Source organism: Pseudomonas sp. GW822-FHT06B12 (assembly GCF_058799675.1).
The window spans coordinates 135437-160034 of sequence record NZ_JBXALR010000012.1; the positions used below are offsets into that span (position 1 = coordinate 135437).

Sequence of the window (24598 nt, forward strand, 5' to 3'; positions counted from 1 at the left end):
ATGGCCAATCACGGTCGTGGGTGGTTGGTGCTGATAGGTGCCAGCTGTCTGCCGATGCCATTGTCGGCGGTGACCAGCCAGAGTTTTCAGGTCAGTGCGACGGTGGTGGCAGGGTGTCTGGTGGTGGGCGGGGTGTCGAATTACGGCAGCCTGAATTTTGGCAGCAGTTCAGCGCTGGCGACCAGCACCGTGCAGGTGGCATTGACCGGCGGTGTACAGCTGCAATGCACGCCGGGCGTGACCCTGAACATGACGGTCGATGGCGGGTTGTATAACAGCAGCGGTCGGCACCTGCAGCTCAATAGCGGCAGTGCCCGAGTGGCTTATTCGCTGTTTAGTGATGCGGCCTACAGCCAGAGCCTGGGGATCGGCCAAAGCGTGGCCGTGGCTTACAGCGATGCAAACAACATCAGCTTGCCGATTTACGGGCAAGTGCAATTGCCGGGCAATCAGCCTGGGGGGACGTACAGCGATGTGCTGCAAGTGCAGCTGTCGTGGTAATGCGGCGTTTTTGATCAGGCCCGTGAGGCATAAGGAGTAGGCGTATGTGTTTACCTTCGCAGCGGCTGTGTGCCGTTCGTTGCGCGGTGCTGGCCATGTTGATGCTGGGCACGGTCACGGCACAGGCCGCCAGCTCGGTGCTGATCTGGCCGATCGATCCGGTGCTGGAAGCGGACCAACAGGCCAGCGCGTTGTGGCTGGAGAATCGCGGAACGGAAACTGCCAACCTGCAGATCCGGGTGTTCGCCTGGAGCCAGAGCGGTTTCGACGATCAGTACCAGAACCAGCGCGACGTGATCGGCAGCCCACCGGTGGCGAAGATCGAACCCGGCCAGAAGCAACTGGTGCGCCTGACCCGCACCCGTGACGTGCCCCCCGGCCAGGAATTGGCCTACCGAATCATCATCGATGAAATCCCTTCGGCCGCACCGCCCATTGCTGAAGGCGGCAAGACGGCAGCGGCGATCCGTTTCCAGATGCGTTATTCGGTGCCGCTGTTCGCGTACGGCGCAGGCCTGTGGAGCAAGGAAGACACCAGCCGCCAGCGCGATCCGAAAGGTGCCGGGGTACCTGATCTGAGCTGGCGCAAAGTTGCGGTGGACGGTCGTTCCTATGTAGAGGTCCGCAACCAGGGCGCGGTGCATGCGCGCCTGACCGATGTGGCCTTCAAGCAGGGCGGCCAGACCCGGCCGTTGGTAGAGGGATTGCTTGGTTATGTGTTGCCTGGCGCGATCATGCGCTGGCCAGCACCCGAGGCGATTGCCGGTGACCCGGCGTTGCAGGTGCGGGTCAACGGTGCGCCGCAGGTGCAGAGTGTTGCCCCGGCGCGTTGATGGGGTTAGCCGGGAGGGGGTGACGGGCAGATAGAGAGAAAGCCCGCGAACAGGAGGGATATGTCCATAGATGGACGTAAAGCGGTGATGAGCCAGGATCAGGCTCGCAGTATCCAGCGTCTGTCGTGGGCTGTGGTCGGGTTTTGCTGGCTGGCAGGTGTTCCTCACAGCACGGCCGGTGATTTGCCGCCACCTCCCACTGGCATGGAGGCTGTGGCGGATGCGCAGTTGTTTCTGGAGTTGGTGGTCAATCAGATGAATACCGGACGGGTGGTGGCAGTGGAGCAACGGGCCGGACGGTTGTTCCTGCCGGCCACAGTGTTGCGCGAGACCGGTATGAAATTGCCCGAGTATCCGAGCGCGGAAGTGGATCTCGACAGCCTGCCTGGCTTGCACAGCGAGTACGACAGCCAGGGCCAGCGTCTGCTGCTGAACGTCCCGCCGGAGTGGTTGCCGGAGCAATTGGTCGGTAACCGCGAAGCCTATCCGCGCACGCCGGCGTTGAGCAGTTTCGGCGCGTTGCTCAATTACGACCTTTACCTTAACGACACTGATGACGGTGGCACCTACCTGGCTGCCTGGAACGAAGTGCGGTTCTTCGACAGCTGGGGCACGTTGTCCAACACCGGGCAGTACCGGCGGACGCTTTCCGGCGAAGCCAGTCATACGCTGAACAACGGTTATCTGCGTTACGACACCACATGGCGCTACTCCGATGACGATCGGTTACTGACCTACGAGGCCGGTGATCTGGTCAGCGGCGCCTTGCCCTGGAGCAGTTCGGTGCGCTTGGGGGGCGTGCAGTTGTCGCGGGATTTCGGCGTGCGGCCAGACCTGGTGACGTACCCCTTGCCACAGTTTGCCGGTGAGGCGGCGGTGCCTTCATCGGTCGATCTGTTCATCAACGGCTACAAATCCAGTAGCGCCAATCTGCAACCCGGCCCTTACACCCTGACCAACATTCCGTTCATCAACGGCGCCGGTGAGGCGGTGGTGGTGACCACTGACGCCCTCGGTCGGCAAGTCTCGACCACCGTGCCGTTTTACGTCACCAGCAGTCTGCTGCAACAAGGTCTGACGGATTTTTCGGTGGCAGCGGGCACCTTGCGGCGTGACTTCGGGATCCGCGATTTTGGGTACGGCCCCGGTGTCACGTCCGGCAGCTTGCGTTATGGCCTGACGGACAGTCTGACCCTGGAAAGCCACGCCGAAGCCTCGAACTCGCTGACCCTCGGCGGCGTTGGCGGCAACCTGCGGCTGGGCAACTTCGGGGTGCTCAATACGGCGCTCAGTCAAAGTCAGTTCGACGGCACCCGTGGCCAGCAATTGAGCGTGGGTTATCAGTACAGCAGCCAGCGTTACAGCCTGTCGTATCAGCGCATGCAACGCCGTGATCAATACGCTGACCTGACGGTGATCGACAGCCCCTTCGCGACCCTCAGCCAGCGCAGCGAACAAGTCACGCTGAGCCTGAACCTCGACACCTGGGGCAGTGTGGGTGCCGGTTATTTCGATGTACGCGCCGGCGATGACTCGCGCACGCGTTTGCTCAACCTGACCTGGAGCAAACCCTTGTGGCGCAACACCAGTTTCTACCTGTCGGCCAACCGCGAAATCGGCGACAGCAACTGGGCGATGCAGGCGCAACTGGTGATTCCATTCGACCTGCGCGGCAGTCTTGCCCTGAGTACAGAACGCAGCAAAACCGGTGAAAACCGTCAGCGAGTCAACTACAGCCAGGCCGTGCCCACGCAAGGTGGACTGGGTTTCAATCTTGGATACGCCCACGGCCAAGGCCCGGATTACCGCCAGGCCGACCTGACCTGGCGCTTGCAATCGGTGCAGTTGCAGGCTGGCGTGTATGGCAGTAGCGATGCCGAGACCCGTTGGGCCGATGCCAGCGGATCGCTGGTGTGGATGGACCGTCAGGTGTTTGCCGCCAATCGCATCGACGACGCTTTTGTGGTGGTCAGCACCGAGGGTTTTGCCGACATTCCAGTGCGCTATGAAAACCAGCTGGTCGGTCAGACGGACAGCAAGGGGCATCTCCTGGTGCCGTGGAGCAGCGCCTATTACCGCGCTAAATACGAAATCGATCCGTTGAACCTGCCGAGTAATGTGCAAAGCCCGAATGTCGAGCAGCGTGTCGCGGTCCGGCGTGGTAGCGGGTATCTGCTGGAGTTCCCATTGACCCGGATTATTGCCGCCAGCGTGGTATTGGTGGACGCTCGGCAACAGGAGTTGCCGCTGGGTAGCAACGTGTTGCACGAGCAGAGCGGAGTGAACGCGGTCGTGGGGTGGGACGGTCTGGTGTACCTGGAGAACCTGCAAGCGCACAACACCTTGCGCGTGACCCTGGCCGACGGGCGTACTTGCGGGACGCAGTTCAGCGTGGACATGAAGCAGGAGCAGGTGCCGTTGATCGGGCCTTTGGTGTGCCAATGAGCGGCCAGGCAAGCAACACGGAGGTGGGGCGTGCGTGAAGGTAGTCGATGGATCGGCAGAGCGCTGGGGTTGCTTATGCTTGTCCTGTCAGGGCACGCCTGGGCGCTGTGTTCGGTGGTCAGCACCGTGCCCGCCGGCTTCGGCTCGGTCAGTTCGATCACGGTGCGGACCACCTCGCAGCCCAGTTCGACCACTAATGCCGGGTTGAGCTGCACGGGATCGCTGGCGTCACAGCTGACGGCCACTGACCACATCTACGCCACTTTTACTGCGGCGACTTCAGGACTGGTCGGGCCTACCGGAGACGTGATCAGCTACACGCTGTATGGCAATAACAGCACCAGTTATCCGATCACGCGCGGCACGGCGTTCGACTTCGCCCGCAACTCGATCGCCGATAACCTGGGCCTGCTGAGCAATCCGACAGTGGCCAAGACGGTGCCGATCTATCTGGACAGCATCATCGGCAGCAATGTCGCGGCCGGTGTCTATTCGGAAACCCTGAGCGTTGCCTGGAACTGGAACTACTGTTACCTCCTGAGCGTGGGGAGTCTCTGTGCGTTGCGCGACATCAACAACGGGACAACCAGCCTGACGGTCACCATGACGGTCACCAATGACTGCCTGATCACCGCACCCAATATCAGTTTCGGCAGCGCCCCGGTTATCGGTGGGTTCGCGGCGGTCACTAACCAGACGGTCAATCTCACGTGCACCAAGGGCAGCGCCTACACCGTGGGCCTCGACGATGGACAGCACGCGGTCAGCACGGGCGGACGCCGGCGGATGATTTCAGGCAGCAATTACCTGGCTTATGACATTTTCAAAAGTGCCGGCACCACCCGCTGGGGCAGTGTCACCACTGCGCGACGGGCCAGTTCCGATGCCGAGGTCAATCCCGGCAACGGTCTGGGGACCGGCAGTCAGATCTTCAACTACAACGCGAAGATCTACACCGACCAGACCACCCCTCCGGCCGGCACCTACCTGGACAATGTGGTGCTGGATGTGGGGTTTTAGCCGGCACTGGAAGCCTGCCACTCAGTGTTCAAGGGTTAAAACCGCTGCATCTGCTTGAGCATCTGCGTCGCCGGATCCCGGGCTTCGCTGACCATCGCATAGTTGTACCCGGGCCCCGACCAGTACTCAGCCTGCAACTCGCCGTCGCTGCGACCGCCGCGTGGCAACAGGTTGTTCTTCGGGCCCGGCGGACGGATGTAAAAACTGATTTTGCGGCCGCTCTGGTCCTCGTACATCACCATCGCTGCGGGCCCTTGTTCGGTGCTTAGCAAGCGTCCACTGACCGGTTTGAACCCCGAGTTGACGAGGTTCGGCAGGCGATTGGCCTGGGAGAAGTAATGGTCGAGCCAGCCCTGCATATCGCCGTCATCGGTGACCGTGTAATCGGCCGGCAGGATGCCTTGCTGGGCGAACATCCGGTACGCCTGCATCGCGTCGGTCATCGGCGGCGGCGCGCCAGCCATGGTCATTTCCCGTGCTTGCCAGCCGCTCACACCGCCGATGCTGACCGCGATCAGCAATACCGCGGCGCTGGCCAAGTGGCGGCGTGACTGATGTTTCAGGCGCTGGCGAATCACGCTGGGGTCGAGGTTCGGGTTGGCGGGTTGCTGCAAGGCGCCGCTCAAGGCTGCACGCAGTTGCTGGGCGTCCTGTTGCCAGGCCTGAACCTGCTCGGCAACGTGCGGATTGGCCGCCAGGTACGTTTCCACCAGGCGCCGATCCACGTCGTTGAGTTGATGGTCGACGTAGGCGTGCAGGTCGTTGACGCTTGGGGGCATGCTGATCATTTGAGTATCCGCAAAGAGGGGCTGGTGATTTCGCCGTCGCTGAGCTGGCGCAAGGCCTGGCGGGCGCGGGACAGGCGAGACATCACGGTGCCGGTGGGGACGTCGAGGATCTCGGCGACCTCCTTGTAACTCAAGCCTTCCACCGAGACCCAGAGCAACAGCGCACGTTGCTCGGTGGTCAGTTTGTCGAAGGCTTGCAGCGTCGATTGCGCCAACACCGTGCGCTCGACCGAGGGCTGCGCATCGTCGCGACCGGAGAAGAACTCAAGCATTCGCGCATAGCGCCTCGAACGTCGATGGGCGTCGAGAAACTGCCGATACAGAATTGAAAACAGCCAGGCGCGCAAATCGCCGTCCGGGCGTTTGTCGCCCCAACCCGACAGCGCCCGCTCCAGGCACGACTGCACCAGATCGTCAGCGCTGCTGGGGTTGCGCGTCAGCGACACGGCAAAACGCCGCAGCCTGGGGATGAGTTCACGTAACGGTTCGTCGAGATCGTTCATGGAGTGTTGGCTAGTCTTTACGCGTTGGACTAGGGAGACGCCCGGCATTGGAGGTTATTCCAGCGTTGAAAAAATAAATACCGGGCCATGGAATAAACCTCTATGGGCTTCGTCTGATTGATCCTTCCCACCGGTGGCCACGGCCCTGGAGATATTCATGGTTGATCGTTCACCACCGCCACGGCCCGATAAAATTCCCCTGAGCAGCGCGAGTCTGGCCTTGCGTCTGGCCGGTATCGGCGCGGTGGTCGCCGCACTGGCCGGGGCCTTTGCCTACGTCAATGGCACCTTCGACCCGCAGCGGCTGACGCCGAAGGCGCTGGTCGATGTATTGGAGAAAAACAACGGCGTACACCCGGGGTTTCGGCGCAATCACGCCAAAGGCGTGTGCGTGATCGGGTATTTTGAAAGCAGCAACGAGGCGCGTCCGTATTCAACCGCCCAGGTCTTCAGCGCGGCGCGAACGCCGGTTGTGGGGCGTTTTGCGCTGCCCAGTGGCAACCCCTACGCGCCGGACAATAGCGTACCGATTCGCAGCCTGGCGCTGCGCTTCAAACAGGCCAACGGTCAGCAATGGCGCACGGGGATGAACAGCATGCCGGTGTTCCCGGTGGGCACACCTGAGGCGTTCTATCAGTTGCAACAAGCCCAGACGCCCGATCCGGCCACCGACAAACCCAATCCCGCCAGCGTGCCGGCGTTTTTTGCCGCACACCCGGAAACCGCGCCTTTTCTGCAATGGGTCAAGACCGCCAAGCCGTCGGCGAGTTACGCGACCGAGACCTACAACGGCATCAATGCGTTTTATCTGGTCAACGCGGCAGGCCAGCGTCAGGCGGTGCGCTGGAGCGTGGTGCCCGTGGCGCAAGACGCGGCCGGCGCCAGTGCTCCAGAAGGTGCGGACTTTCTCGAAAAGGATCTGCTCCAGCGCTTGAAGAGCGGGCCGTTGCGTTGGCAGTTGAGTATCACGCTGGCGGCTCCTGCTGACCCGACCAACGACGCCAGCAAGGCCTGGCTGGGTGAGCGCAAGGTCTTGAACGCCGGGACGCTGGTGCTGGAAAGCACTCAGGCGCAAAACGCTGGCGAATGCCGCGACATCAACTACGACCCGTTGGTACTGCCGAGCGGTATCGAGGGATCCGATGACCCGTTGCTGGCCGCACGTTCGGCGGCTTATGCCCGTTCTTACCTGCGCCGAACCGCTCAAGTCGACCAGTTACCCACCGCCAAACAGGAGTCGCCACAATGAGCGCGCACCCTCATCATTTCGCTCCACTGGCGCGGCTGCTGCACTGGCTGATGGCCGTGATGATCATCGCCATGTTGTTTATCGGTGCCGGCATGGTCGCGTCAGTGTCCGAGCGCCATGAATGGCTGATCCATCTGCACAAACCATTGGGGATAGCGATTTTGTTGTTGGTGATCGTACGGCTGTTCGTGCGCTTCTCGACTCGTCAACCGCCGTTGCCGACAGACTTGCCGAGCTGGCAAGTGCTGGCGGCCAAGGCATCGCATGTGCTGCTTTACGCCTTGATGCTGATCCTGCCGCTGCTGGGTTGGGCGATGATTTCGGCAGCGGGGGATCCGGTGATGCTCGGCAGTGCGTGGCAATTACCCGCGATTGTGCCGGCGAATGCGCAGCTGTTCGCCTTCCTGCGCACGGCCCACGGTTATCTGGCGTACCTGCTGTTTCTGACCGTTCTGTTGCACTTGGCAGCGGCGTTGTTCCATGGCTGGGTGCGGCGTGATGGGGTGCTGGACAGCATGCTGCACGGCAAGGATCACTGATCAACCTGCAATGGCTGCACGCCTATGGGCATGCAGCCATTGAGAGGCATCAGCGCAGCATGCCGACCATGTCCGCTATGGTCGACAACACATCCTTACCCAACTGCATCGAGCGCTTGCCGGACCAACCGGTGCGCGCATTCGGTGCGTCGTTGTTGTCTTTGAAGGGCATCTCCAGAGTCAACGACAGGCAATCGAACTTCTGCCCGACGCTATTGCAAGCCAGTTTCATGTTGGCCTGGCCCGGCAGATCGCGGGTGTAGCCGTGGGTGGTCTGGAAGTCGCGGGTCAGGTGTTTCAGATGACTGCGGAAATGCTCTTCGAGTTTCGCGATCCGTGGCGTGTAACCCGGGTTGCCTTCGCAGCCAGCGGTGAATACGTAGGGGATTTCTTCATCGCCGTGGATATCGAGGAACAGGTCGACGCCGTACTTCTCCATCTGCTGCTGAACGAAGAATACTTCCGGGCTGACTTCCTGGCTCGCGCTCTGCCAGGCGCGGTTGAGGTCCTGGCCCATGGCGTTGGTGCGCAAGTGGCCATGGAAGGCGCCATCGGGGTTCATGTTCGGGACCAGGTACAGATCGGCACTGGCCAGCAGTTTGTTCAACTCAGGGTCAATGTGCTGTTGCAGGCGCTCGATGACACCTTCCATGAACCATTCGGCCATGTGTTCGCCAGGATGCTGCTGGGCGATGATCCAGACCTTGCGCTGGCCTTCGGCGCCGCTACCTTTGCGCAGCAGTTGAATATCGCGACCTTCGACGCTTTTGCCGGTGGCCAGCAGTTCGGTGCCGGCCTTGCTCAGCGCTTGCTCGATCAGCCAGTCATGGCGTCCGCGGCTGTAGGGTTCAAAGTAGGCGAACCAGGCGTGAGTCTCGGTGGCTTCCAGGCTGAAGCGCAGGCAGTCACCTTCAAAGATCGTCGGTACACGGAACCAGTTCACGTGGTCATACGAGGCCACCGCCTGGTAACCGTTCCATGCCTTGTTGTATGAGGATTTACTGGCGTTGTTCAGTCGAAACCAATGTTCCTGGCCGACGTGCAGACCACTGGCCTTGAAGTGAAACCACTGGAAATGCTGACTGCGGGTGTCTGGTTTGATGGCCAGCAAGGCCTGCAACGGATTGCTGAGGTCCAGCACCTCGATGTTGCCGCTGTCGAAGTTGGCGGTGATATCAAAGGAGCGGTGAGCCACGGTCATAATCTATTCCTGAGTATGATTTTTATGGCTGCTACTTTACACGCAAGGGGGGAAACCGAGGGCAATTTGCGGGGGATAAAACAGGGGGGGGCGTCGTCCTTGACGCAGCCGCAGCTTAGAGTTTATGCGATTGATTCTCAAGTGCTATTTTGCTGCCTCAAGCCCGTGTTTGAGCGGTCTGTTGCAAAAAGATGCTCTTTTGATATCATCCGCGCCATCGAATTTAGCAACACCAGTCTTCATTAGCCTGAAGCCATAGCCAGAATAACTGGCAAAAAAAAGACCCGGCAAAAAGCCGGGTCAAAAACCGTGATTAGCCTGATGAGGAGATATTCCAGGAGTCCGACCTAAGGTCTCTTGGTCTATCGACTGATCTCGCGATCAGTTGCTTGCAATAATAATCATTATCATTTGCAAGTCAAATGTTTTCATCCTCCTTATTGGAAAATTTTTCCTGTGGCTTTCCCAAACGTCTGCGGCTTGAGTCGAATCGCAGCGTTCACTTCGATTTTTCCTGTTCAGTCTTTCTGGTCACCGTCCAGGGATCTGTCCACCATGGCCTTGGCCATATCGATCATGTGTACCACTGAAAACGCCAGATCACGGCTTGCGCCATGCAGGTTATCCGCCGACTCATAAGCGGTCGCTGCTGCACAACGCAGCAAGTCCGATGCATGGACCAGAGCTTCTTCGCTGCTGATGTTACGGTTTACATCGAAGAATCGTTCTGCGACTTCGAATTCTGAAACAGTTGGTTTCAAGTAATAGTCGAGGGCGCGTTGGGCTGCCGCGCAGCCTTTGAGCGAGGTGAAGTTCGCGTCGATTTCCGGTTCTGTCGTGTCTTTGCGGGTGATATCCATGCTGGGTATTGCTCCGTGGGTGGGGCGAATGAGTAATCCGAATCCTAGTACTAAATGTATTTATTACGAAAAATTAAATACTACAATGTGTGTGTTGAGGGTCCGACTACGCGAAGTATTGTTCCGCCCATGGATAAATGGATTGAGTTGGTCAAGGCCAAGATGAGTGAACTCAAAATCACTCAGGAAAAGCTCGCAGAGCGCCTCGCAATGTCTCAGGGCGGCGTCGGCCATTGGCTGAACAAACGTCGCCAGCCCAGCCTCGTGGACATGAACCGGGTGCTTCAGGAGTTGGGGTTGGGGTTTCTCGAAGTCGCCCTGGTGATCAGGGAGCCCGAGATTGCGGGGGACGATGCACAAGAGGGCGATTACGAAGTGTCGCTGGCGCAAAAGTACAACCCGTACTTCCGCTACCCGGTCAGTGATTGGCGTGGCATTGGCGAAGTGCGCGAGCCTGCACCGACCGCTTACGCCAAGGGTCGCTACGAGTTATCGGATTATCACGCTCAAGGTCCAGCGTTCTGGCTGGTCGTGGTCGGCGATGCGATGACTGCGCCGAGCGGTATCAGTATTGCGCAAGACATGCTCATTCTGGTCGACCCGGCGGTTGAAGCCGTGCCCGGCAAACTGGTGATTGCACAATGGTCTGACAGCGCCGAAGCGACTTTCCGCATGCTGATCGAAGAGGGCGGGCAACGCTATCTCATGCCGCTGAATCCGACGTACCCGAAGGCCCTGTTTACCGACGAGTGCCGAATCATTGGTGTGGTGGTGCAGGCAACGGCCAAGTTCTAGGCAGACAGGTCCTACGGCGTAGGACCCGTCATCAGACCGCGACTATTCCAACTCCACCAGCGCGCTGCCTTCGTTGACCATCTCGCCTTCCTGGCAATACAACGCTTTGACCACGCCAGCATGGGGCGCACGAATGCTGTGCTCCATTTTCATCGCCTCCAGTACCACCAGTTGCGCGCCGGCTTCGACCGTTTGCCCCGGTTCCACCAGTACTCGTACGATGCTGCCATTCATCGGAGCCGTCAGGCCGCCGTGATGACTATGGCTGGCTTCCACTTCGGCGATAGGGTCGTAAGGCTTGATGCAGCGCAGCTCACCTTCCCATTGCAGGTAGAGGCTTTCGCCATGGCGGATCGCGCGATGCTGACGGCGCAAACCGTGATGCTCGACCAGCAATTGCTCACCGATGAGCTCGGCGTTGCGCGTGTCGGCCGGGGCCAGGGTGATTGCCCGGTCTTGCCCTTCGCAACTCAAGTGCAGCGTGATTTCTGCCGGCAACCCGGCACGGAAACCGTTACCAACGGCCCATGGCGAACTTGGGTCATCAGTGCGTACGGTGTGTGCCTGGCTTTGCGCGAAGGCTTGGGCGGCGGCGTGCCAGAATTCATCGCTGAATTCGTTTGGCGCTGGCAGTAATTGTTCCTGATAGCGTGGGATGAATCCGGTATCCAGTTCAGCTGCAGCGAAGGCTGGGTGACCGACGATTCTTCGCAGAAAGCTGATGTTGGTCTTCAACCCGCCAATAGCGAATTCATCGAGCATGCTCAGCAGCCGCAGGCGTGCTTGCTCGCGGTCCTCGCCCCAGGCAATGAGTTTGCCAAGCATTGGATCGTAGAATGGCGAAATGCTGTCGCCTTCCTCGACACCGCTGTCGACGCGTCGGCCCGGGCCTGCCGCTGACTCGCGGTATAGCGCCAGGTGTCCGGTGGCTGGCAGAAAATCATTGCTCGGGTCTTCGGCGTACAAGCGCACTTCAATCGCATGGCCGAGCAATGGCACCTGCGCCTGAGTCATTGGCAGCGGCTCGCCTTGGGCGACGCGAATCTGCCAGGCGACCAGATCGAGGCCGGTGATGGCTTCCGTGACCGGGTGCTCGACCTGCAACCTCGTATTCATTTCCATGAAGAAGAACTCACCGCGCGAGTCCAGCAGAAACTCAACGGTACCTGCGCCGACATAACCGATAGCCTGCGCCGCACGGACTGCCGCTTCACCCATGGCTTTGCGCAGTTCCGTGCTCAGGCCGGGCGCCGGGGCTTCTTCGACGACTTTCTGGTGGCGACGTTGAATCGAGCAATCACGTTCGTTGAGGTACAGGCAGTTACCGTGCTGATCAGCGAAGACCTGGATTTCCACATGGCGCGGTTTGAGCAGGTACTTCTCCACCAGCATCCGCGAGTCGCCAAACGAGGATTGCGCTTCACGCTGCGCCGAGGCCAGAGCTTCGGCCAACTGGCTGACGTCCTCGACCACTTTCATGCCTTTACCGCCGCCGCCGGCAGTCGCCTTGAGCAGCACCGGATAGCCGATGCGCTCGGCGGCGTCGCGGAAGGTTTCCAGGTCCTGGGCTTCGCCGTGGTAACCCGGCACCAGCGGTACACCTGCGGTTTCCATCAAGGCTTTGGCGGCGGATTTGCTGCCCATGGCGTCGATGGCCGAAGCGGGTGGGCCGAGGAAAATCAAACCAGCGGCTTCAATCGCGCGCGCGAATCCGGCGTTCTCCGAGAGAAAGCCATAACCTGGGTGAATTGCCTGGGCGCCGCTGGCCTTGGCGGCGGCGAGCAGTTTGTCGATTTGCAGGTAGCTGTCAGCCGCTTTGCTGCCACCCAGGTCGACGCGGATGTCTGCCTCGCGACTGTGCCGCGCATCGCGATCGGTGGCGCTGTGCACGGCCACGGTGGTCAGGCCCAATGCCTTGGCGGTGCGCATCACTCGGCAGGCGATTTCGCCACGGTTGGCCACCAGCAAGGTGGTGAGAACAGGGGCGCTCATCAACGCGGCTCCTTGGTGGTAGTTTCGGGCTGCCAGCTCGGCGGACGTTTTTGCAGGAACGCCCGTAGGCCTTCCTGCCCTTCAGGGCTGACACGAATTCGGGCAATGGCGTTTTCGGTATAGCGCCGCAGCGCCGGGGTCAGCTCACCGTTGCCGACTTCGCGTAGCAAGTCCTTGCTGGCACGCATGGCCTGGGGGCTGTTGAGCAACAGATTGCTGATCCAGCGCTCGATCTGCGGTTCAAGCTCAGTGCTCGGATAACATTCGCTGAGCAGGCCGATTTCTTGAGCGCGTTGGCCGCTGAAGCGTTCTGCGGTCAGCGCATAACGGCGTGCGGCCCGTTCACCGATGGCTTGCACAACGAACGGGCTGATCACTGCCGGCGCCAGGCCGATGCGCACTTCCGACAGGCAGAATTGCGCGTCATCGGCGCCAATCGCCATGTCGCAGCAACTGATCAAGCCCAGTGCGCCGCCATAGGCTGCACCTTGGACTACCGCCAGCGTCGGGATCTTCAGCTTGGCCAGGTTGTACATCAGTTCTGCCAGCTCGCGGGCGTCGTCGAGGTTGGTGTGGTAATCGAGTTCGGCCGATTGCTGCATCCAGGCAAGGTCAGCACCAGCGCTGAAATGCTTGCCGCGCCCGCGCACCAGCAGAAAACGCAGGCTCGGGTCGCTCTGGACCTTGTCCAGTGCAAGGATCAGTTCGCGGATCATTTCGGCGTTGAAGGCGTTGTTTTTTGCCTCGCGACTCAACCACAGCGTGGCGAAACCACGCGGGTCGGTCAGCAGTTCCAGGGTGTTGAAGTCGCTCATGGTTTTCTCCAGATCACATCCGGAACACGCCGAAGCGGCTCGGTTCGATAGGTGCATTCAACGATGCGGACAAGGCCAGGGCCAGTACGTCGCGGGTTTGCGCCGGGTCAATGACGCCGTCGTCCCACAACCGCGCGCTGGAGTAGTAGGGATGGCCCTGTTCTTCGTACTGGTCGAGGATCGGTTGCTTGATCTCGGCTTCCTGCTCGGCGCTGAAGCCCTGACCACTGCGCTCGGCCTGCTCGCGCTTGACCTGTACCAGCACGCCCGCAGCTTGCTCGGCGCCCATCACACCGATTCGCGCGTTCGGCCACATCCACAGGAACCGCGGATCGTAGGCCCGCCCGCACATGCCGTAGTTACCGGCGCCGAAACTGCCGCCGATGATCACGGTGAATTTCGGCACCTTGGCGCAGGCCACGGCGGTGACCAGTTTTGCGCCGTGCTTGGCGATGCCACCAGCTTCGTATTTCTGACCGACCATGAACCCGGTGATGTTTTGCAGGAACAACAGTGGAATCCCGCGCTGGCAAGCCAGTTCGATGAAGTGCGCGCCTTTCTGCGCGGCTTCGGCGAAGAGGATGCCGTTGTTGGCGAGAATCGCGATCGGGTAGCCGTGCAGATGCGCAAAACCACAAACCAGCGTCGTACCAAACAGTGCTTTGAATTCATCGAACACCGAGCCGTCGACCAGACGCGCGATGACTTCACGTACATCGAACGGCTGCTTGGCATCGGCCGGCACGACGCCGTACAGCTCATCGCTGGCGAACAGCGGGGCAATCGGCGTGCGTTGCTGCAACTCGCCGAGTTTGCGCCAGTTGAGGTTGGCAACGCTGCGTCGAGCCAGCGCCAGCGCGTGTTCGTCGCTGTCGGCATAGTGGTCGGCCACGCCGGAAATCTTGCAGTGCACATCGGCACCGCCAAGGTCTTCGGCGCTGACCACTTCACCGGTCGCGGCTTTCACCAGCGGCGGGCCGGCGAGGAAAATCGTCGCCTGTTGACGGACCATGATCGCTTCATCGGCCATGGCCGGCACATAAGCGCCACCGGCGGTGCAGGAGCCCATGACCACAGCGATCTGCGGGATGCCCATGGCGCTCATATTGGCCTGGTTGAAGAAGATTCGACCAAAGTGTTCACGGTCCGGGAACACTTCATCCTGACGCGGCAGATTTGCACCGCCCGAGTCGACCAGGTAGATGCACGGCAGGCGATTTTGTTGGGCGATGGTCTGGGCGCGCAGGTGTTTTTTCACGGTCAGCGGGTAGTACGAACCGCCTTTTACCGTCGCGTCGTTGGCGACGATCATGCATTCGACGCCTTCGACCCGGCCAATGCCGGCGATCACTCCGGCGGCGGGAACATCTTCACCGTAGACCTCGTAAGCCGCCAGTTGGCTGATTTCCAGAAAGGGTGAGCCTGGGTCGAGGAGGCGATTGATCCGCTCACGGGGCAGCAGTTTGCCGCGTGAGGTATGCCGTTCCTGGGCCTTGGCGCCGCCGCCTTGCTGGACCTGAGCGAGCAGGGTGTGCAGCGCGTCGACCTGAGCAAGCATCGCCGCGCTGTTGCTGGCGAACTCCGCCGAACGGGGATTGAGCTGGGTGTGCAGGATTGCCATGGAAGCCTTACTCCGTAAGGAGCTGCAAGCTACAAGCTACAAGCTGCAAGAGAACCGCTCCTGCTTGAAGCTTGTAGCTTGAGGCTTGAAGCTGCTTCATTTCGTTTCGTTGAACAGTTCGCGACCGATCAGCATGCGACGGATCTCACTGGTGCCCGCGCCGATTTCATACAGCTTGGCGTCACGCAGCAGGCGGCCTGCCGGGAATTCGTTGATGTAGCCGTTGCCGCCCAGAATCTGGATCGCATCGAGGGCCATTTGCGTAGCGCGTTCGGCGCTGTAGAGGATCACGCCGGCAGCGTCCTTGCGGGTGGTTTCGCCACGCTCGCAGGCCTGGGCCACCGCGTACAGGTAGGCGCGGCTGGCATTGAGTTGGGTGTACATGTCGGCGACTTTACCCTGGATCAGCTGGAATTCGCCGATGCTTTGGCCGAACTGTTTGCGGTCGTGGATGTACGGAACGATGAGGTCCATGCAGGCCTGCATGATCCCGGTTGGTCCGCCGGAGAGCACCACGCGTTCGTAGTCGAGGCCGCTCATCAGCACTTTCACACCACCGTTGAGCACGCCGAGGATGTTCTCCTCCGGGACTTCAACGTCGTCGAAAAACAGCTCGCACGTGTTCGAACCGCGCATGCCCAGCTTGTCGAATTTGTTGCTGCGGCTGAAGCCTTTCGAGTCGCGTTCGACGATAAATGCGGTGATGCCGTGCGGACCTTTTTCCAGGTCGGTCTTGGCGTAGATCACGTAAGTGTTAGCGTCCGGACCGTTGGTTATCCAGGTCTTGCTGCCGTTGAGCACGTAATGGTCGCCACGTTTGTCGGCGCGCAGTTTCATCGATACCACGTCGGAGCCGGCGTTCGGCTCGCTCATGGCCAAAGCGCCGATGTGTTCGCCGCTGATTAGCTTGGGCAGGTATTTGGTTTTCTGTTCGTGGGTGCCATTGCGGTTGATCTGGTTGACGCAGAGATTGGAATGCGCGCCGTAGGAAAGGGCAACCGAGGCCGAGCCACGGCTGATTTCTTCCATGGCCACAACGTGTGCCAGATAGCCCAGGCCGGCGCCGCCGTATTCTTCTGGAACGGTAATCCCCAGCAACCCCATGTCGCCGAATTTACGCCACAGGTCAGCGGGGAACAGGTTGTCGATATCGATCTGTGCTGCGCGCGGGGCGATCTCTTTGGTGACGAAGGCGCGCACCTGGTCACGCAGCATGTCGATGGTTTCGCCGAGGGCAAAGTTCAGGGTCGGATAGCTCATGGGGGCACCTTCAAACTTGTTTTTATAAATGGAGAATCGGCCTGCAAAGTACGCCGAATCGGCTGTCACCTTTACGTTAACGTAAGCCTGTGACGAATGGCTGTCAATCACCCTTTACGTTAACGTCAACTTGAGCGACTCTGTAGGAGCCGAGCTTGCTCGCGATGAACGATAGCGCGGACTTTCAGTAACGCCGGGGTGGTCCTATCGCAGGCAAGCCTCGCTCCTACAAAAAAGACAATAGGGGTCGTCATGGATCAACACAGTGCTCCCCCACAGCACAGCTACAGCCGTGGTTCGCAAGACAAAGCCTTGCTGGCGATGACCATTGGTCAGGCGTTCGATAACACCGTCATGAAGTACCCTCAGGGCGATGCATTGGTGGTGCGTCATCAACAACTTCGCTATAGCTGGGCGCAATTGGCCGAAGCGGTCGATTTGCACGCTAGAGCGTTACTGGCGCTGGGCTTGCAGACCGGTGACCGTCTAGGTATCTGGGCGCCAAACTGTGCGCAGTGGTGTATCAGCCAGTTCGCCAGCGCGAAGATCGGGGTGATTCTGGTCAACATCAATCCGGCCTATCGCAGCTCCGAACTTGAATACGTGCTGAAGCAATCCGGCTGCCAATGGCTGGTGTGTGCCGGCTCGTTCAAGACGTCCGATTACCACGCGATGCTGCAAGGCCTGGTGCCGGAACTGGCCGAGCAATCCATTGGTCGCTTGCAGTCCGAACGCCTGCCGGATTTGCGTGGTGTAATCAGCCTCGACGCGCTGCCGCCATCAGGTTTCCTGCCGTGGTCGCAACTGGCGGATCTCGGCGCCGGGGTGCCGGTCGAGCAGCTCAAGGCGCGCCAAAACAGCCTGCATTTCGATCAGGCGGTGAACATTCAATACACCTCGGGCACCACCGGTTTTCCCAAGGGCGCGACCCTCAGTCACTACAACATCCTCAACAACGGTTACATGGTCGGCGAAAGCCTTGGGCTGACCGCCAACGATCGTCTGGTGATTCCGGTGCCGCTGTATCACTGCTTCGGCATGGTCATGGGCAATTTGGGTTGCGTTACCCATGGCAGCACCATGATTTACCCCAACGACGCTTTCGACCCATTGCTGACATTGACCGCTGTTGCACAAGAGAAAGCCACCGCGTTGTACGGTGTGCCAACCATGTTCATCGCCATGCTCGATCAACCGCGCCGTGCAGAGTTCGACCTGTCGACGCTGCGTACCGGGATCATGGCAGGGGCGACCTGTCCGATTGAAGTCATGCGCCGGGTCATCAGCGAGATGCACATGAGCGAAGTTCAGATTGCCTACGGCATGACGGAGACCAGTCCGGTGTCGTTACAGACTGGTCCGTCAGACGATCTGGAACTGCGCGTCACCACTGTCGGCCGTACCCAGCCGCAGCTGGAAAGCAAAATCATCGATGAGGCGGGCAATCTGGTGCCCCGTGGCACCATTGGCGAGTTGTGCACCCGCGGTTACAGCGTGATGCTCGGTTACTGGAATAACCCGCAAGGCACGGCCGAGGCGATCGATCAGGCCGGCTGGATGCACACCGGCGATCTGGCGACCATGAACGAAGACGGCTACGTCTGCATCGCCGGGCGTAACAAGGACATGATCATTCGCGGTGGCGAGAATATTTACCCGCGAGAACTGGAAGAGTTCTTCTTCACCCACCCGGCAGTGGCGGATGTGCAGATCATCGGCATTCCCTGCGAGAAGTACGGTGAAGAGATCGTCGCCTGGATCAAATTTCATCCGGGCCACAGCGCCACTGAGCAAGAGCTGCAAGCCTGGTGCAAGGAACGCATCGCGCACTTCAAGACACCGCGTTACTTCAAGTTCGTCGAGGAATTTCCGATGACCGTGACCGGCAAGATCCAGAAATTTCGGATGCGCGAGATCAGTATCGAGGAGTTGAAAGCCAACAAGGGCTGACCAAAATCTTGTGGGAGCGGGCTTGCTCGCGAAGGGGGCGGCACATCCAGCATTGATGTGACGGATAGACCGCTTTCGTCGGATCGCCGCCCGGAGCAAGCCCGCTCCCACAGGATGAGCGGCCAAAACCCAAACGCCAGAAAGCACAAAGGGGAGCCGAAGCTCCCCTTTAATTTGTCGTTGCGTGCTCTTTTTTTATTATTAAGGGGCGGTCTGTTGTTGTTTTTGGCAACCGTGGCCCTTTACAGCTGTTTTGGGCGACCCCCATCCGGGGTCAAGAGCAAACGTATTTTTTTGAGCGCTGATCTGCTTCTTCGCCAAGCGATCCAACCAGTTCGGGAGCTACCTGAAGGTAGTTTTATTGTTCTCTGCCCGGTTGCGGGTTACTGCAAGCAGCACCCTGAAAAGCACACCTTCTCCAAAAAAATCTGTTAGCTGCGTCTCTGCCGTGTTGTTTTTGTTATGTCAGAGTCGTTACGTCTTATTTTTATTAGGTTTGCTGCTTTTTATTCTTGTTATGCCATAGAGATAGCAGAAGCCATGCCAACTTTTTAAAGTCCTTTAAAATCAATCATTTAGTATTTTGTCGGACAATTCGTTCATAAAAATTCGGTCAGGTTGTTTCCGTGTTACTCGTTTTGTTGCGGGCGCGGTAACACCCGGATACATCATTTAGCGCTACGGGCCTTGGCCACGCGTGAACCGGTCGGCCGGCCAAGCACGTTGCAGATCTGTTGGCCGGCGAGGATCAAGCGCTCCATGTCGACGCCGGTCTCGATGCCCAGGCCGTTGAGCAGGTACAAGACGTCTTCGGTGGCAACGTTACCGCTGGCGCCCTTGGCGTACGGGCAGCCGCCGAGGCCGGCGATGGAACTGTCGAACACCGCGATCCCTTCCAGCAGGCTGGCGTAGATGTTGGCCATGGCCTGACCGTAGGTGTCGTGGAAGTGCCCGGCCAGTTTGTCCCGTGGCACGTCGGCTGAAACCACTTCGAACATCTTGCGTGTTGCACCAGCGGTGCCGGTGCCGATGGTGTCGCCGAGGGAGACCTCGTAACAGCCCATGGCGTACAACTCGCGCGCGACCAAGGCGACTTGCGCAGGCGCCACGTCACCCTCGTAAGGGCAGCCGAGTACACAGGACACGTAACCGCGCACGCTGACACCGTGTTGTCTGGCGGCGTCCATGATCGGTACGAAACGCTCCAGACTTTCGCTGATCGAGCAATTGATGTTGCGTTGCGAGAAGGCTTCGGACGCTGCGGCAAACACCGCGACCTCCTTGACCCCGGCAGCGATCGCATCTTCGAACCCGCGCAGGTTCGGCGCCAGTGCGCCGTAAGTCACTCCGGGCTTGCGTTGGATCTGCGCGAAAACCTCGGCCGAACCGGCCATTTGCGGCACCCATTTGGGCGATACGAAACTGCCGACTTCTATATAGCCAAGGCCAGCGGCACTCAGTGCATCGACCAACTGCACCTTGTCCGCGACGCTGATGGGTTGGGCTTCGTTCTGCAGACCATCGCGTGGGCCGACTTCGATCAGGCGTACGTGGGTGGGGAGGGACATGGCAATGGACCTGTTGTGATTGCTTGAATGTTCAGAGAACCTTGTGGATTGGGTATACCTGCTAAACGACCTGCTGGCTCTTGATCGTCTGTTCCAGCGCCTGGACGCAGCGCTCTTCGGCGGTATCGAGCTCCAGCTTCATCTGCTCGATGTCCAGCAGTTGCTGCTCGAGCTGTTCACGGCGTTCGGTGATTTTCGCCAGCATGCTGTGCAGCTGTTTCTGATTGCCGCTGGTGGGGTCGTAGAGTTCGATCAATTCGCGGCATTCGGCCAGGGAAAAGCCGATGCGCTTGCCACGCAGGATCAGCTTCAGGCTGACCTTGTCGCGTGGCGAATAGATGCGTTCCTGGCCGCGACGCTCGGGGCTGAGCAGGCCTTGCTCTTCGTAAAAGCGAATGGCGCGGGTAGTGATGTCGAGCTCGCGGGCGAGGTCGGAAATGCTGTAGGTCTGGCTGCTCATGGGCGCGCTCGAAAAAGAGGTCATGGCGTTAAGCTAATGTCAGGTTGACGTGAACGTCAAGGAGGAAAAGATCGCAGCCTGCGGCAGCTCCTACAGGGGATCGTATTCCAACGTGGGAGCTGTCGCAGGCTGCGATCTTTTGATCTTCTCAAGCCAACGGCTTATCCAGCTTCTTCTCATGTGCAGTCACTTGCTGGCACAACTCGATCATCTGCTCGCGCATCCAGCGGTTGGCCGGGTCCTGGTCGGTGCTTTCGTGCCAGTAAAGGTGGGTTTCCACCGGCGGCACATCATTGACCGGCAGATGGAAGGCGTGCAGGTCATGACGGCGGGCGAAACGTTCCGGCACGGTCATCACCATGTCGGTCTGCTGCAACACCTGGGAGGCCATCAGATAATGCTGCGAACGCAGGGCGATCTTGCGCTGGATGCCCATTTTGCCCAAGGCCAGGTCGACATAGCCGAGGCCACTGCGACGGCTGGAAATGTGCACATGGGTCAGTGACAGGTAGTCGTCGAGGGTGAATTTTTCCTTGTTAGCCATAGGATGACCCTTGCGCATGGCGCACACGTAGCGGTCTTCCATCAGCTTGACGTGGCGCACTTGCGGGTCGGTGTTGAGCGGGGCATCGACGGCAAAGTCCAGGCGGCCAGCGGCGAGCTCCTTGGTGGTCTCGCGGCGTTTGGACAGAAAACTTTCGATGATCACCGTCGGCGCCAGACGTCGCAGGCGCTGGAACAGCGGCGGCAGGATCACCGCTTCGGTGAGGTCGGTCATGCTGATGCGGTAGGTCTTGACTGCTTGCAACGGGTTGAAAATCCGGCTTTCCTGCACCGATACCCGCAGCAGCGACAGCGCGTTGCGCACCGGGCCGATGATGTTTTGCGCCATGGGCGTAGGCACCATGCCCTGGGCGGTACGCACGAACAACGGGTCGTTGAAGGTCTCGCGCAGGCGGGCCAGAGCGTTCGACACCGCCGGCTGGGTAATGCCGACAATCTGCCCGGCGCGAGTCAGGTTGGCTTCGGTGTAGATCGCGTCAAAGACGATGAAAAGGTTGAGGTCGACCTTGCTCAGATTCATGGCGTTTCGCTCTTGGCTCTTGTTATAGGGAGGGGGCTCGATCAGTCGATCATATATCGGTGATGAATGTTAATACACGCCGAGAATAGGCTAGGTAAATTATCAACGCTGATCTAGCATCGATTCATGACCTCAACAACGTCTCCAACACCTCGTCAAAAAAGGTAGCTGCCAATGGATTTCGCCTATTCCCCCAAGGTCCAGGAACTGCGTGAACGCGTGACTGCGTTCATGGATGCTTACGTTTATCCAGCCGAAGCGGTGTTCGAACGCCAGGTCGCCGAAGGCGATCGCTGGCAGCCGACCGCAATCATGGAAGAGCTGAAAAGCAAGGCCAAGGCTGAAGGCTTGTGGAACCTGTTTTTGCCGGAGTCCGAACTGGGCGCCGGCCTGACCAACCTGGAATACGCGCCATTGGCGGAAATCATGGGTCGCTCCTTGCTCGGGCCTGAGCCGTTCAACTGCTCGGCACCGGACACCGGCAACATGGAAGTGCTGGTGCGCTACGCCAATGAAGAGCAAAAGCAACGTTGGCTGGAACCGCTGCTGCGCGGCGAGATCCGTTCGGCGTTCGCGATGACCGAGCCGGACGTGGCTTCTTCCGACGCCACCAACATGGCCGCTCGTGCGGTGCGCGATGGCGATGAGTGGGTGATCAACGGCAAGAAGTGGTGGACCTCCGGCGCGTGCGATCCACGCTGCAAAATCCTGATTTTCATGGGCCTGAGCAACCCCGACGCACCGCGCCACCAACAGCACTCGATGATTCTGGTGCCGGTGGATGCGCCTGGCGTGAAGATCGTCCGTCCGCTGCCGGTGTTCGGTTACGACGACGCGCCTCACGGTCACGCTGAAGTGCTGTTCGAGAACGTCCGCGTACCTTACGAAAACGTACTGTTGGGTGAGGGCCGTGGCTTCGAGATTGCCCAGGGGCGCCTTGGCCCAGGCCGGATTCACCATTGCATGCGCTCGATCGGCATGGCGGAGCGGGCATTGGAATTGATGTGCAAGCGTTCGATCAACCGCACTGCCTTCGGTAAACCGCTGGCGCGCTTGGGCGGCAATATCGACAAGATCGCCGACTCGCGGATGGAAATCGACATGGCGCGGCTGCTGACCCTCAAAGCCGCCTACATGATGGACACCGTGGGCAATAAAGTGGCGAAAAGCGAAATCGCCCAGATCAAGGTGGTGGCGCCGAACGTCGCCTTGAAGGTTATCGACCGGGCGATTCAGATCCACGGTGGCGCGGGTGTCTCCAACGATTTCCCGCTGGCCTACATGTACGCCATGCAACGTACGCTGCGTCTGGCCGATGGCCCGGACGAAGTGCACCGTGCGGCGATCGGCAAGTTCGAAATCGGTAAGTACGTGCCGACAGAAATGTTGCGCAGCGGGCACTAAGTCCTGGTGCTGTACCTCACCCGCAAACGGCGTGCTGCGCCGTTTGCGGGTGATTGCATTTTCCGCTTCCCCCTCAATCGAACGCGATCAGATCGATAGCGCTTTCACCTCGCGGCCAAACCGCTCCCGATACACTGACGGCGGTAGCCCGACCACGCTGCGAAACGCCACGCGGAAACTCTCTACCGAACGGTAACCGCATTGCAACGCGATGGACTCGGTGTTGTGGGCACTGCTTTCCAGCAATTCCCGCGCGCGCGCCAGCCGTTGTTGTTGCAGCCAGGATTTGGGCGAGGCACCGGTGGCTTCGCTGAACCGTCGTAAAAAAGTTCGCTCGCTCATCGCTGCCTGGCTCGCCAGTTCGCGTACGCCCAGCGGTTCATGCAGGCGTTCGCGTGCCCACTGCATGACTCGCGACAGATCACTGCGTGGCGTGCGACTGACGGGGGCGGGAATGAACTGTGCCTGGCCGCCGGTGCGTTGCGGCGACATCACCAGTCGGCGTGCCACCGAGTTGGCGACTTGAGTGCCGAAGTCCCGCGCTACCAGGTGCAGGCACGCATCGATGCCAGCGGCACTCCCGGCGGAGGTGATCACCTGGCCCGCGTCGACATACAGCACGTCGGGGTCGACCAGAATGTTCGGGAAGCGCTCGGCCAGTTCCTCGGTATAACGCCAGTGTGTCGTTGCGCTCAGCCCGTCGAGCAATCCCGTGGCCGCGAGTACAAATACCCCGGAGCAGATCGACAGCAGCCGCGCACCTCGGGCATGGGCTTGGCGCAGAGCGATAAGCAGCACTTGCGGCACCGGCTCGCTGCGGCTGCGCCAACCGGGGATGATGATGGTCCGCGCGGTTTCAAGCAGCTCCATGCCGCCGTCGGCCAATACCTGAATGCCGCCCATGGCGCGCATCGGTCCCTGATCGACGCCGACGATCCGGTGTTCGTACCAGGGAAAATCGAACTCCGGCCGCGCCAGCCCGAAGATCTCCACGGCTATCCCGAACTCGAAGGTGCAGAGACCGTCGTAGGCCAGAATCGCGACTAATCCGGGTTCAGTGTGCATTTGGCGGAAAATTCCCAGTGGGTGTCTTGTGCGCCACTGTAGCGGTATTGGCGAATTGGATACAGTCCTCTCACGCCCACAAACGCTTTGGAGAACACCCATGACCAGTCTGGTTCGCGAAATCCCTGCCGCCCCATCCGCCGTTGCCCTGATGCACTTCAGCAACCGTCTGACCTTTGAAACCGACTGTTCCGACGTATTTGGCAGTCAGCAGGCCGGTGATGTGGACTTCGTTCTGGTGGATGTGCGTGGTCCACTGGCTTTCGAGCGCGGTCATGTGCCGGGCGCGATCAACATTCCTGGGCGCTTGATCAGCGCTGAGGTACTGGCGGCTTACCCGAAAACCACGCTGTTCGTGGTGTATTGCGCCGGTCCGCACTGCAACGGCGCAAACAAGGCTGCGGTGAAGCTCGCGGCGCTGGAATACCCGGTCAAGGAAATGATCGGTGGAGTGACCGGATGGCTGGATGAAGGCTTTGAGTTGAGCCGCGCGGTTGAACGGCCTGTCAGTGCTGCAATCGGATGCGAGTGCTGATCACGACACATTGTCGAGTGAGCTCTTGTGGCGAGGGAGCTTGCTCCCGCTCGGCTGCGAAGCAGTCGCAAAAACTGCCGATGCGTTCTCTCAGGAAAACGCATCAACTT

The 24598-nt window shown here is 59.9% G+C and carries 22 protein-coding genes; 10 read left to right on the forward strand and 12 right to left on the reverse strand.

The annotated features are described in order from the left end of the window. The 4 genes from AC1RKH_RS23535 (at window position 1) to AC1RKH_RS23550 (ending at window position 4799) form a co-directional block, all read left to right on the forward strand. Window positions 1-501 carry a Csu type fimbrial protein gene (locus AC1RKH_RS23535; RefSeq protein WP_493063776.1) on the forward strand — a complete coding sequence of 167 codons (501 nt, stop codon included), beginning with the start codon at window positions 1-3 and terminating at the stop codon, window positions 499-501. 44 nt (window positions 502-545) lie between these two features. Then, window positions 546-1334, forward strand: coding sequence for a fimbrial biogenesis chaperone (locus tag AC1RKH_RS23540; protein ID WP_123426362.1), 789 nt, complete (start codon window positions 546-548; stop codon window positions 1332-1334). Between the two features lie 87 nt (window positions 1335-1421). Beyond that, window positions 1422-3779: a fimbria/pilus outer membrane usher protein gene (locus AC1RKH_RS23545; protein ID WP_493063872.1), complete on the forward strand. Its 2358-nt coding sequence runs from the start codon at window positions 1422-1424 to the stop codon at window positions 3777-3779. Window positions 3780-3854: 75 nt separating this feature from the next. After that, a complete protein-coding gene (locus AC1RKH_RS23550) occupies window positions 3855-4799 on the forward strand; it encodes a Csu type fimbrial protein (RefSeq protein ID WP_493063775.1) in 945 nt (314 codons plus the stop codon). Between the two features lie 35 nt (window positions 4800-4834). On the opposite strand, the gene AC1RKH_RS23555 is transcribed toward AC1RKH_RS23550, so the two are convergent. Together AC1RKH_RS23555 and AC1RKH_RS23560 are read right to left on the reverse strand one after the other, a co-directional pair. Further along, on the reverse strand, window positions 4835-5587 hold the full coding sequence (locus AC1RKH_RS23555) for an anti-sigma factor family protein (protein WP_493063774.1): 753 nt from the start codon (window positions 5585-5587) through the stop codon (window positions 4835-4837). Then, window positions 5584-6090, reverse strand: a complete 507-nt coding sequence (locus AC1RKH_RS23560) for an RNA polymerase sigma factor (protein ID WP_493063773.1) — start codon at window positions 6088-6090, stop codon at window positions 5584-5586. Before AC1RKH_RS23560 ends, AC1RKH_RS23555 begins: the two co-directional genes overlap by 4 nt. Window positions 6091-6247: 157 nt before the next feature. Between AC1RKH_RS23560 and AC1RKH_RS23565 the strand changes: the two genes are divergently transcribed. After that, window positions 6248-7339, forward strand: a complete 1092-nt coding sequence (locus tag AC1RKH_RS23565; RefSeq protein WP_493063772.1) for a catalase family peroxidase — start codon at window positions 6248-6250, stop codon at window positions 7337-7339. Then, complete coding sequence (locus AC1RKH_RS23570; RefSeq protein ID WP_493063771.1) at window positions 7336-7878, forward strand: cytochrome b; 543 nt, start codon at window positions 7336-7338, stop codon at window positions 7876-7878. The genes AC1RKH_RS23565 and AC1RKH_RS23570 overlap by 4 nt, the downstream gene beginning before the upstream one ends. Window positions 7879-7927: 49 nt before the next feature. Here the strand turns inward: AC1RKH_RS23570 and AC1RKH_RS23575 are convergent, their stop codons facing one another. Beyond that, complete coding sequence (locus AC1RKH_RS23575; protein ID WP_493063770.1) at window positions 7928-9079, reverse strand: M14 family metallopeptidase; 1152 nt, start codon at window positions 9077-9079, stop codon at window positions 7928-7930. A 518-nt stretch (window positions 9080-9597) separates the two neighbouring features. Beyond that, the gene (locus tag AC1RKH_RS23580; protein WP_123426372.1) at window positions 9598-9939 is read right to left on the reverse strand and encodes a DUF6124 family protein; all 342 of its coding nucleotides are present in this window, start codon (window positions 9937-9939) and stop codon (window positions 9598-9600) included. 129 nt (window positions 9940-10068) lie between these two features. On the opposite strand from AC1RKH_RS23580, the gene AC1RKH_RS23585 reads away from it, so the two are divergent. Next, window positions 10069-10734, forward strand: a complete 666-nt coding sequence (locus AC1RKH_RS23585) for a LexA family protein (RefSeq protein ID WP_493063769.1) — start codon at window positions 10069-10071, stop codon at window positions 10732-10734. A gap of 42 nt (window positions 10735-10776) precedes the next feature. Here AC1RKH_RS23585 and AC1RKH_RS23590 read toward each other — a convergent pair whose 3' ends face one another. The 4 genes from AC1RKH_RS23590 to AC1RKH_RS23605 form a co-directional block, all read right to left on the reverse strand. Continuing rightward, window positions 10777-12726, reverse strand: a complete 1950-nt coding sequence (locus AC1RKH_RS23590) for an acetyl/propionyl/methylcrotonyl-CoA carboxylase subunit alpha (RefSeq protein WP_493063768.1) — start codon at window positions 12724-12726, stop codon at window positions 10777-10779. After that, window positions 12726-13541 (reverse strand): gamma-carboxygeranoyl-CoA hydratase, encoded by an 816-nt coding sequence (locus AC1RKH_RS23595; RefSeq protein ID WP_493063767.1) that lies wholly within the window; start codon window positions 13539-13541, stop codon window positions 12726-12728. The genes AC1RKH_RS23590 and AC1RKH_RS23595 overlap by 1 nt, the downstream gene beginning before the upstream one ends. A 13-nt stretch (window positions 13542-13554) precedes the next feature. After that, window positions 13555-15162: a carboxyl transferase domain-containing protein gene (locus tag AC1RKH_RS23600; protein ID WP_123426376.1), complete on the reverse strand. Its 1608-nt coding sequence runs from the start codon at window positions 15160-15162 to the stop codon at window positions 13555-13557. A 96-nt stretch (window positions 15163-15258) separates the two neighbouring features. Then, entirely contained in the window at window positions 15259-16422 is a 1164-nt protein-coding gene (locus AC1RKH_RS23605) for an isovaleryl-CoA dehydrogenase (protein WP_493063766.1), read from the reverse strand. Between the two features lie 252 nt (window positions 16423-16674). On the opposite strand from AC1RKH_RS23605, the gene AC1RKH_RS23610 reads away from it, so the two are divergent. Next, on the forward strand, window positions 16675-18372 hold the full coding sequence (locus AC1RKH_RS23610) for an AMP-binding protein (protein WP_493063765.1): 1698 nt from the start codon (window positions 16675-16677) through the stop codon (window positions 18370-18372). 668 nt (window positions 18373-19040) lie between these two features. Here AC1RKH_RS23610 and AC1RKH_RS23615 read toward each other — a convergent pair. From AC1RKH_RS23615 to AC1RKH_RS23625, 3 genes are all read right to left on the reverse strand, one after another. Next, entirely contained in the window at window positions 19041-19940 is a 900-nt protein-coding gene (locus AC1RKH_RS23615) for a hydroxymethylglutaryl-CoA lyase (protein ID WP_493063764.1), read from the reverse strand. A 61-nt stretch (window positions 19941-20001) separates the two neighbouring features. Further along, window positions 20002-20400: a MerR family transcriptional regulator gene (locus AC1RKH_RS23620; protein WP_123426380.1), complete on the reverse strand. Its 399-nt coding sequence runs from the start codon at window positions 20398-20400 to the stop codon at window positions 20002-20004. A gap of 148 nt (window positions 20401-20548) precedes the next feature. Next, window positions 20549-21484, reverse strand: coding sequence for a LysR family transcriptional regulator (locus AC1RKH_RS23625; protein ID WP_493063763.1), 936 nt, complete (start codon window positions 21482-21484; stop codon window positions 20549-20551). A 174-nt stretch (window positions 21485-21658) separates the two neighbouring features. On the opposite strand from AC1RKH_RS23625, the gene AC1RKH_RS23630 reads away from it, so the two are divergent. Beyond that, window positions 21659-22888 carry an acyl-CoA dehydrogenase gene (locus tag AC1RKH_RS23630; RefSeq protein ID WP_493063762.1) on the forward strand — a complete coding sequence of 410 codons (1230 nt, stop codon included), beginning with the start codon at window positions 21659-21661 and terminating at the stop codon, window positions 22886-22888. An 87-nt stretch (window positions 22889-22975) separates the two neighbouring features. Here the strand turns inward: AC1RKH_RS23630 and ftrA are convergent, their stop codons facing one another. Next, entirely contained in the window at window positions 22976-23953 is a 978-nt protein-coding gene (ftrA, locus tag AC1RKH_RS23635) for a transcriptional regulator FtrA (protein WP_493063761.1), read from the reverse strand. 100 nt (window positions 23954-24053) lie between these two features. Here ftrA and AC1RKH_RS23640 point away from each other — a divergent pair, with 100 nt between their 5' ends. After that, window positions 24054-24488, forward strand: coding sequence for a rhodanese-like domain-containing protein (locus tag AC1RKH_RS23640; protein ID WP_123426384.1), 435 nt, complete (start codon window positions 24054-24056; stop codon window positions 24486-24488). Window positions 24489-24598: the final 110 nt, after the last annotated feature.

Excerpts from the sequence above, each read along its gene's own strand:
- AC1RKH_RS23535 (WP_493063776.1), top strand. The coding sequence starts at position 1 with ATGGCCAATCACGGTCGTGGGTGGTTGGTGCTGATAGGTGCCAGCTGT.
- AC1RKH_RS23540 (WP_123426362.1), top strand. The coding sequence starts at position 546 with ATGTGTTTACCTTCGCAGCGGCTGTGTGCCGTTCGTTGCGCGGTGCTG.
- AC1RKH_RS23545 (WP_493063872.1), top strand. The coding sequence starts at position 1,422 with ATGAGCCAGGATCAGGCTCGCAGTATCCAGCGTCTGTCGTGGGCTGTG.
- AC1RKH_RS23550 (WP_493063775.1), top strand. The coding sequence starts at position 3,855 with ATGCTTGTCCTGTCAGGGCACGCCTGGGCGCTGTGTTCGGTGGTCAGC.
- AC1RKH_RS23555 (WP_493063774.1), bottom strand. The coding sequence starts at position 5,587 with ATGATCAGCATGCCCCCAAGCGTCAACGACCTGCACGCCTACGTCGAC.
- AC1RKH_RS23560 (WP_493063773.1), bottom strand. The coding sequence starts at position 6,090 with ATGAACGATCTCGACGAACCGTTACGTGAACTCATCCCCAGGCTGCGG.
- AC1RKH_RS23565 (WP_493063772.1), top strand. The coding sequence starts at position 6,248 with ATGGTTGATCGTTCACCACCGCCACGGCCCGATAAAATTCCCCTGAGC.
- AC1RKH_RS23570 (WP_493063771.1), top strand. The coding sequence starts at position 7,336 with ATGAGCGCGCACCCTCATCATTTCGCTCCACTGGCGCGGCTGCTGCAC.
- AC1RKH_RS23575 (WP_493063770.1), bottom strand. The coding sequence starts at position 9,079 with ATGACCGTGGCTCACCGCTCCTTTGATATCACCGCCAACTTCGACAGC.
- AC1RKH_RS23580 (WP_123426372.1), bottom strand. The coding sequence starts at position 9,939 with ATGGATATCACCCGCAAAGACACGACAGAACCGGAAATCGACGCGAAC.
- AC1RKH_RS23585 (WP_493063769.1), top strand. The coding sequence starts at position 10,069 with ATGGATAAATGGATTGAGTTGGTCAAGGCCAAGATGAGTGAACTCAAA.
- AC1RKH_RS23590 (WP_493063768.1), bottom strand. The coding sequence starts at position 12,726 with ATGAGCGCCCCTGTTCTCACCACCTTGCTGGTGGCCAACCGTGGCGAA.
- AC1RKH_RS23595 (WP_493063767.1), bottom strand. The coding sequence starts at position 13,541 with ATGAGCGACTTCAACACCCTGGAACTGCTGACCGACCCGCGTGGTTTC.
- AC1RKH_RS23600 (WP_123426376.1), bottom strand. The coding sequence starts at position 15,162 with ATGGCAATCCTGCACACCCAGCTCAATCCCCGTTCGGCGGAGTTCGCC.
- AC1RKH_RS23605 (WP_493063766.1), bottom strand. The coding sequence starts at position 16,422 with ATGAGCTATCCGACCCTGAACTTTGCCCTCGGCGAAACCATCGACATG.
- AC1RKH_RS23610 (WP_493063765.1), top strand. The coding sequence starts at position 16,675 with ATGGATCAACACAGTGCTCCCCCACAGCACAGCTACAGCCGTGGTTCG.
- AC1RKH_RS23615 (WP_493063764.1), bottom strand. The coding sequence starts at position 19,940 with ATGTCCCTCCCCACCCACGTACGCCTGATCGAAGTCGGCCCACGCGAT.
- AC1RKH_RS23620 (WP_123426380.1), bottom strand. The coding sequence starts at position 20,400 with ATGAGCAGCCAGACCTACAGCATTTCCGACCTCGCCCGCGAGCTCGAC.
- AC1RKH_RS23625 (WP_493063763.1), bottom strand. The coding sequence starts at position 21,484 with ATGAATCTGAGCAAGGTCGACCTCAACCTTTTCATCGTCTTTGACGCG.
- AC1RKH_RS23630 (WP_493063762.1), top strand. The coding sequence starts at position 21,659 with ATGGATTTCGCCTATTCCCCCAAGGTCCAGGAACTGCGTGAACGCGTG.
- ftrA (WP_493063761.1), bottom strand. The coding sequence starts at position 23,953 with ATGCACACTGAACCCGGATTAGTCGCGATTCTGGCCTACGACGGTCTC.
- AC1RKH_RS23640 (WP_123426384.1), top strand. The coding sequence starts at position 24,054 with ATGACCAGTCTGGTTCGCGAAATCCCTGCCGCCCCATCCGCCGTTGCC.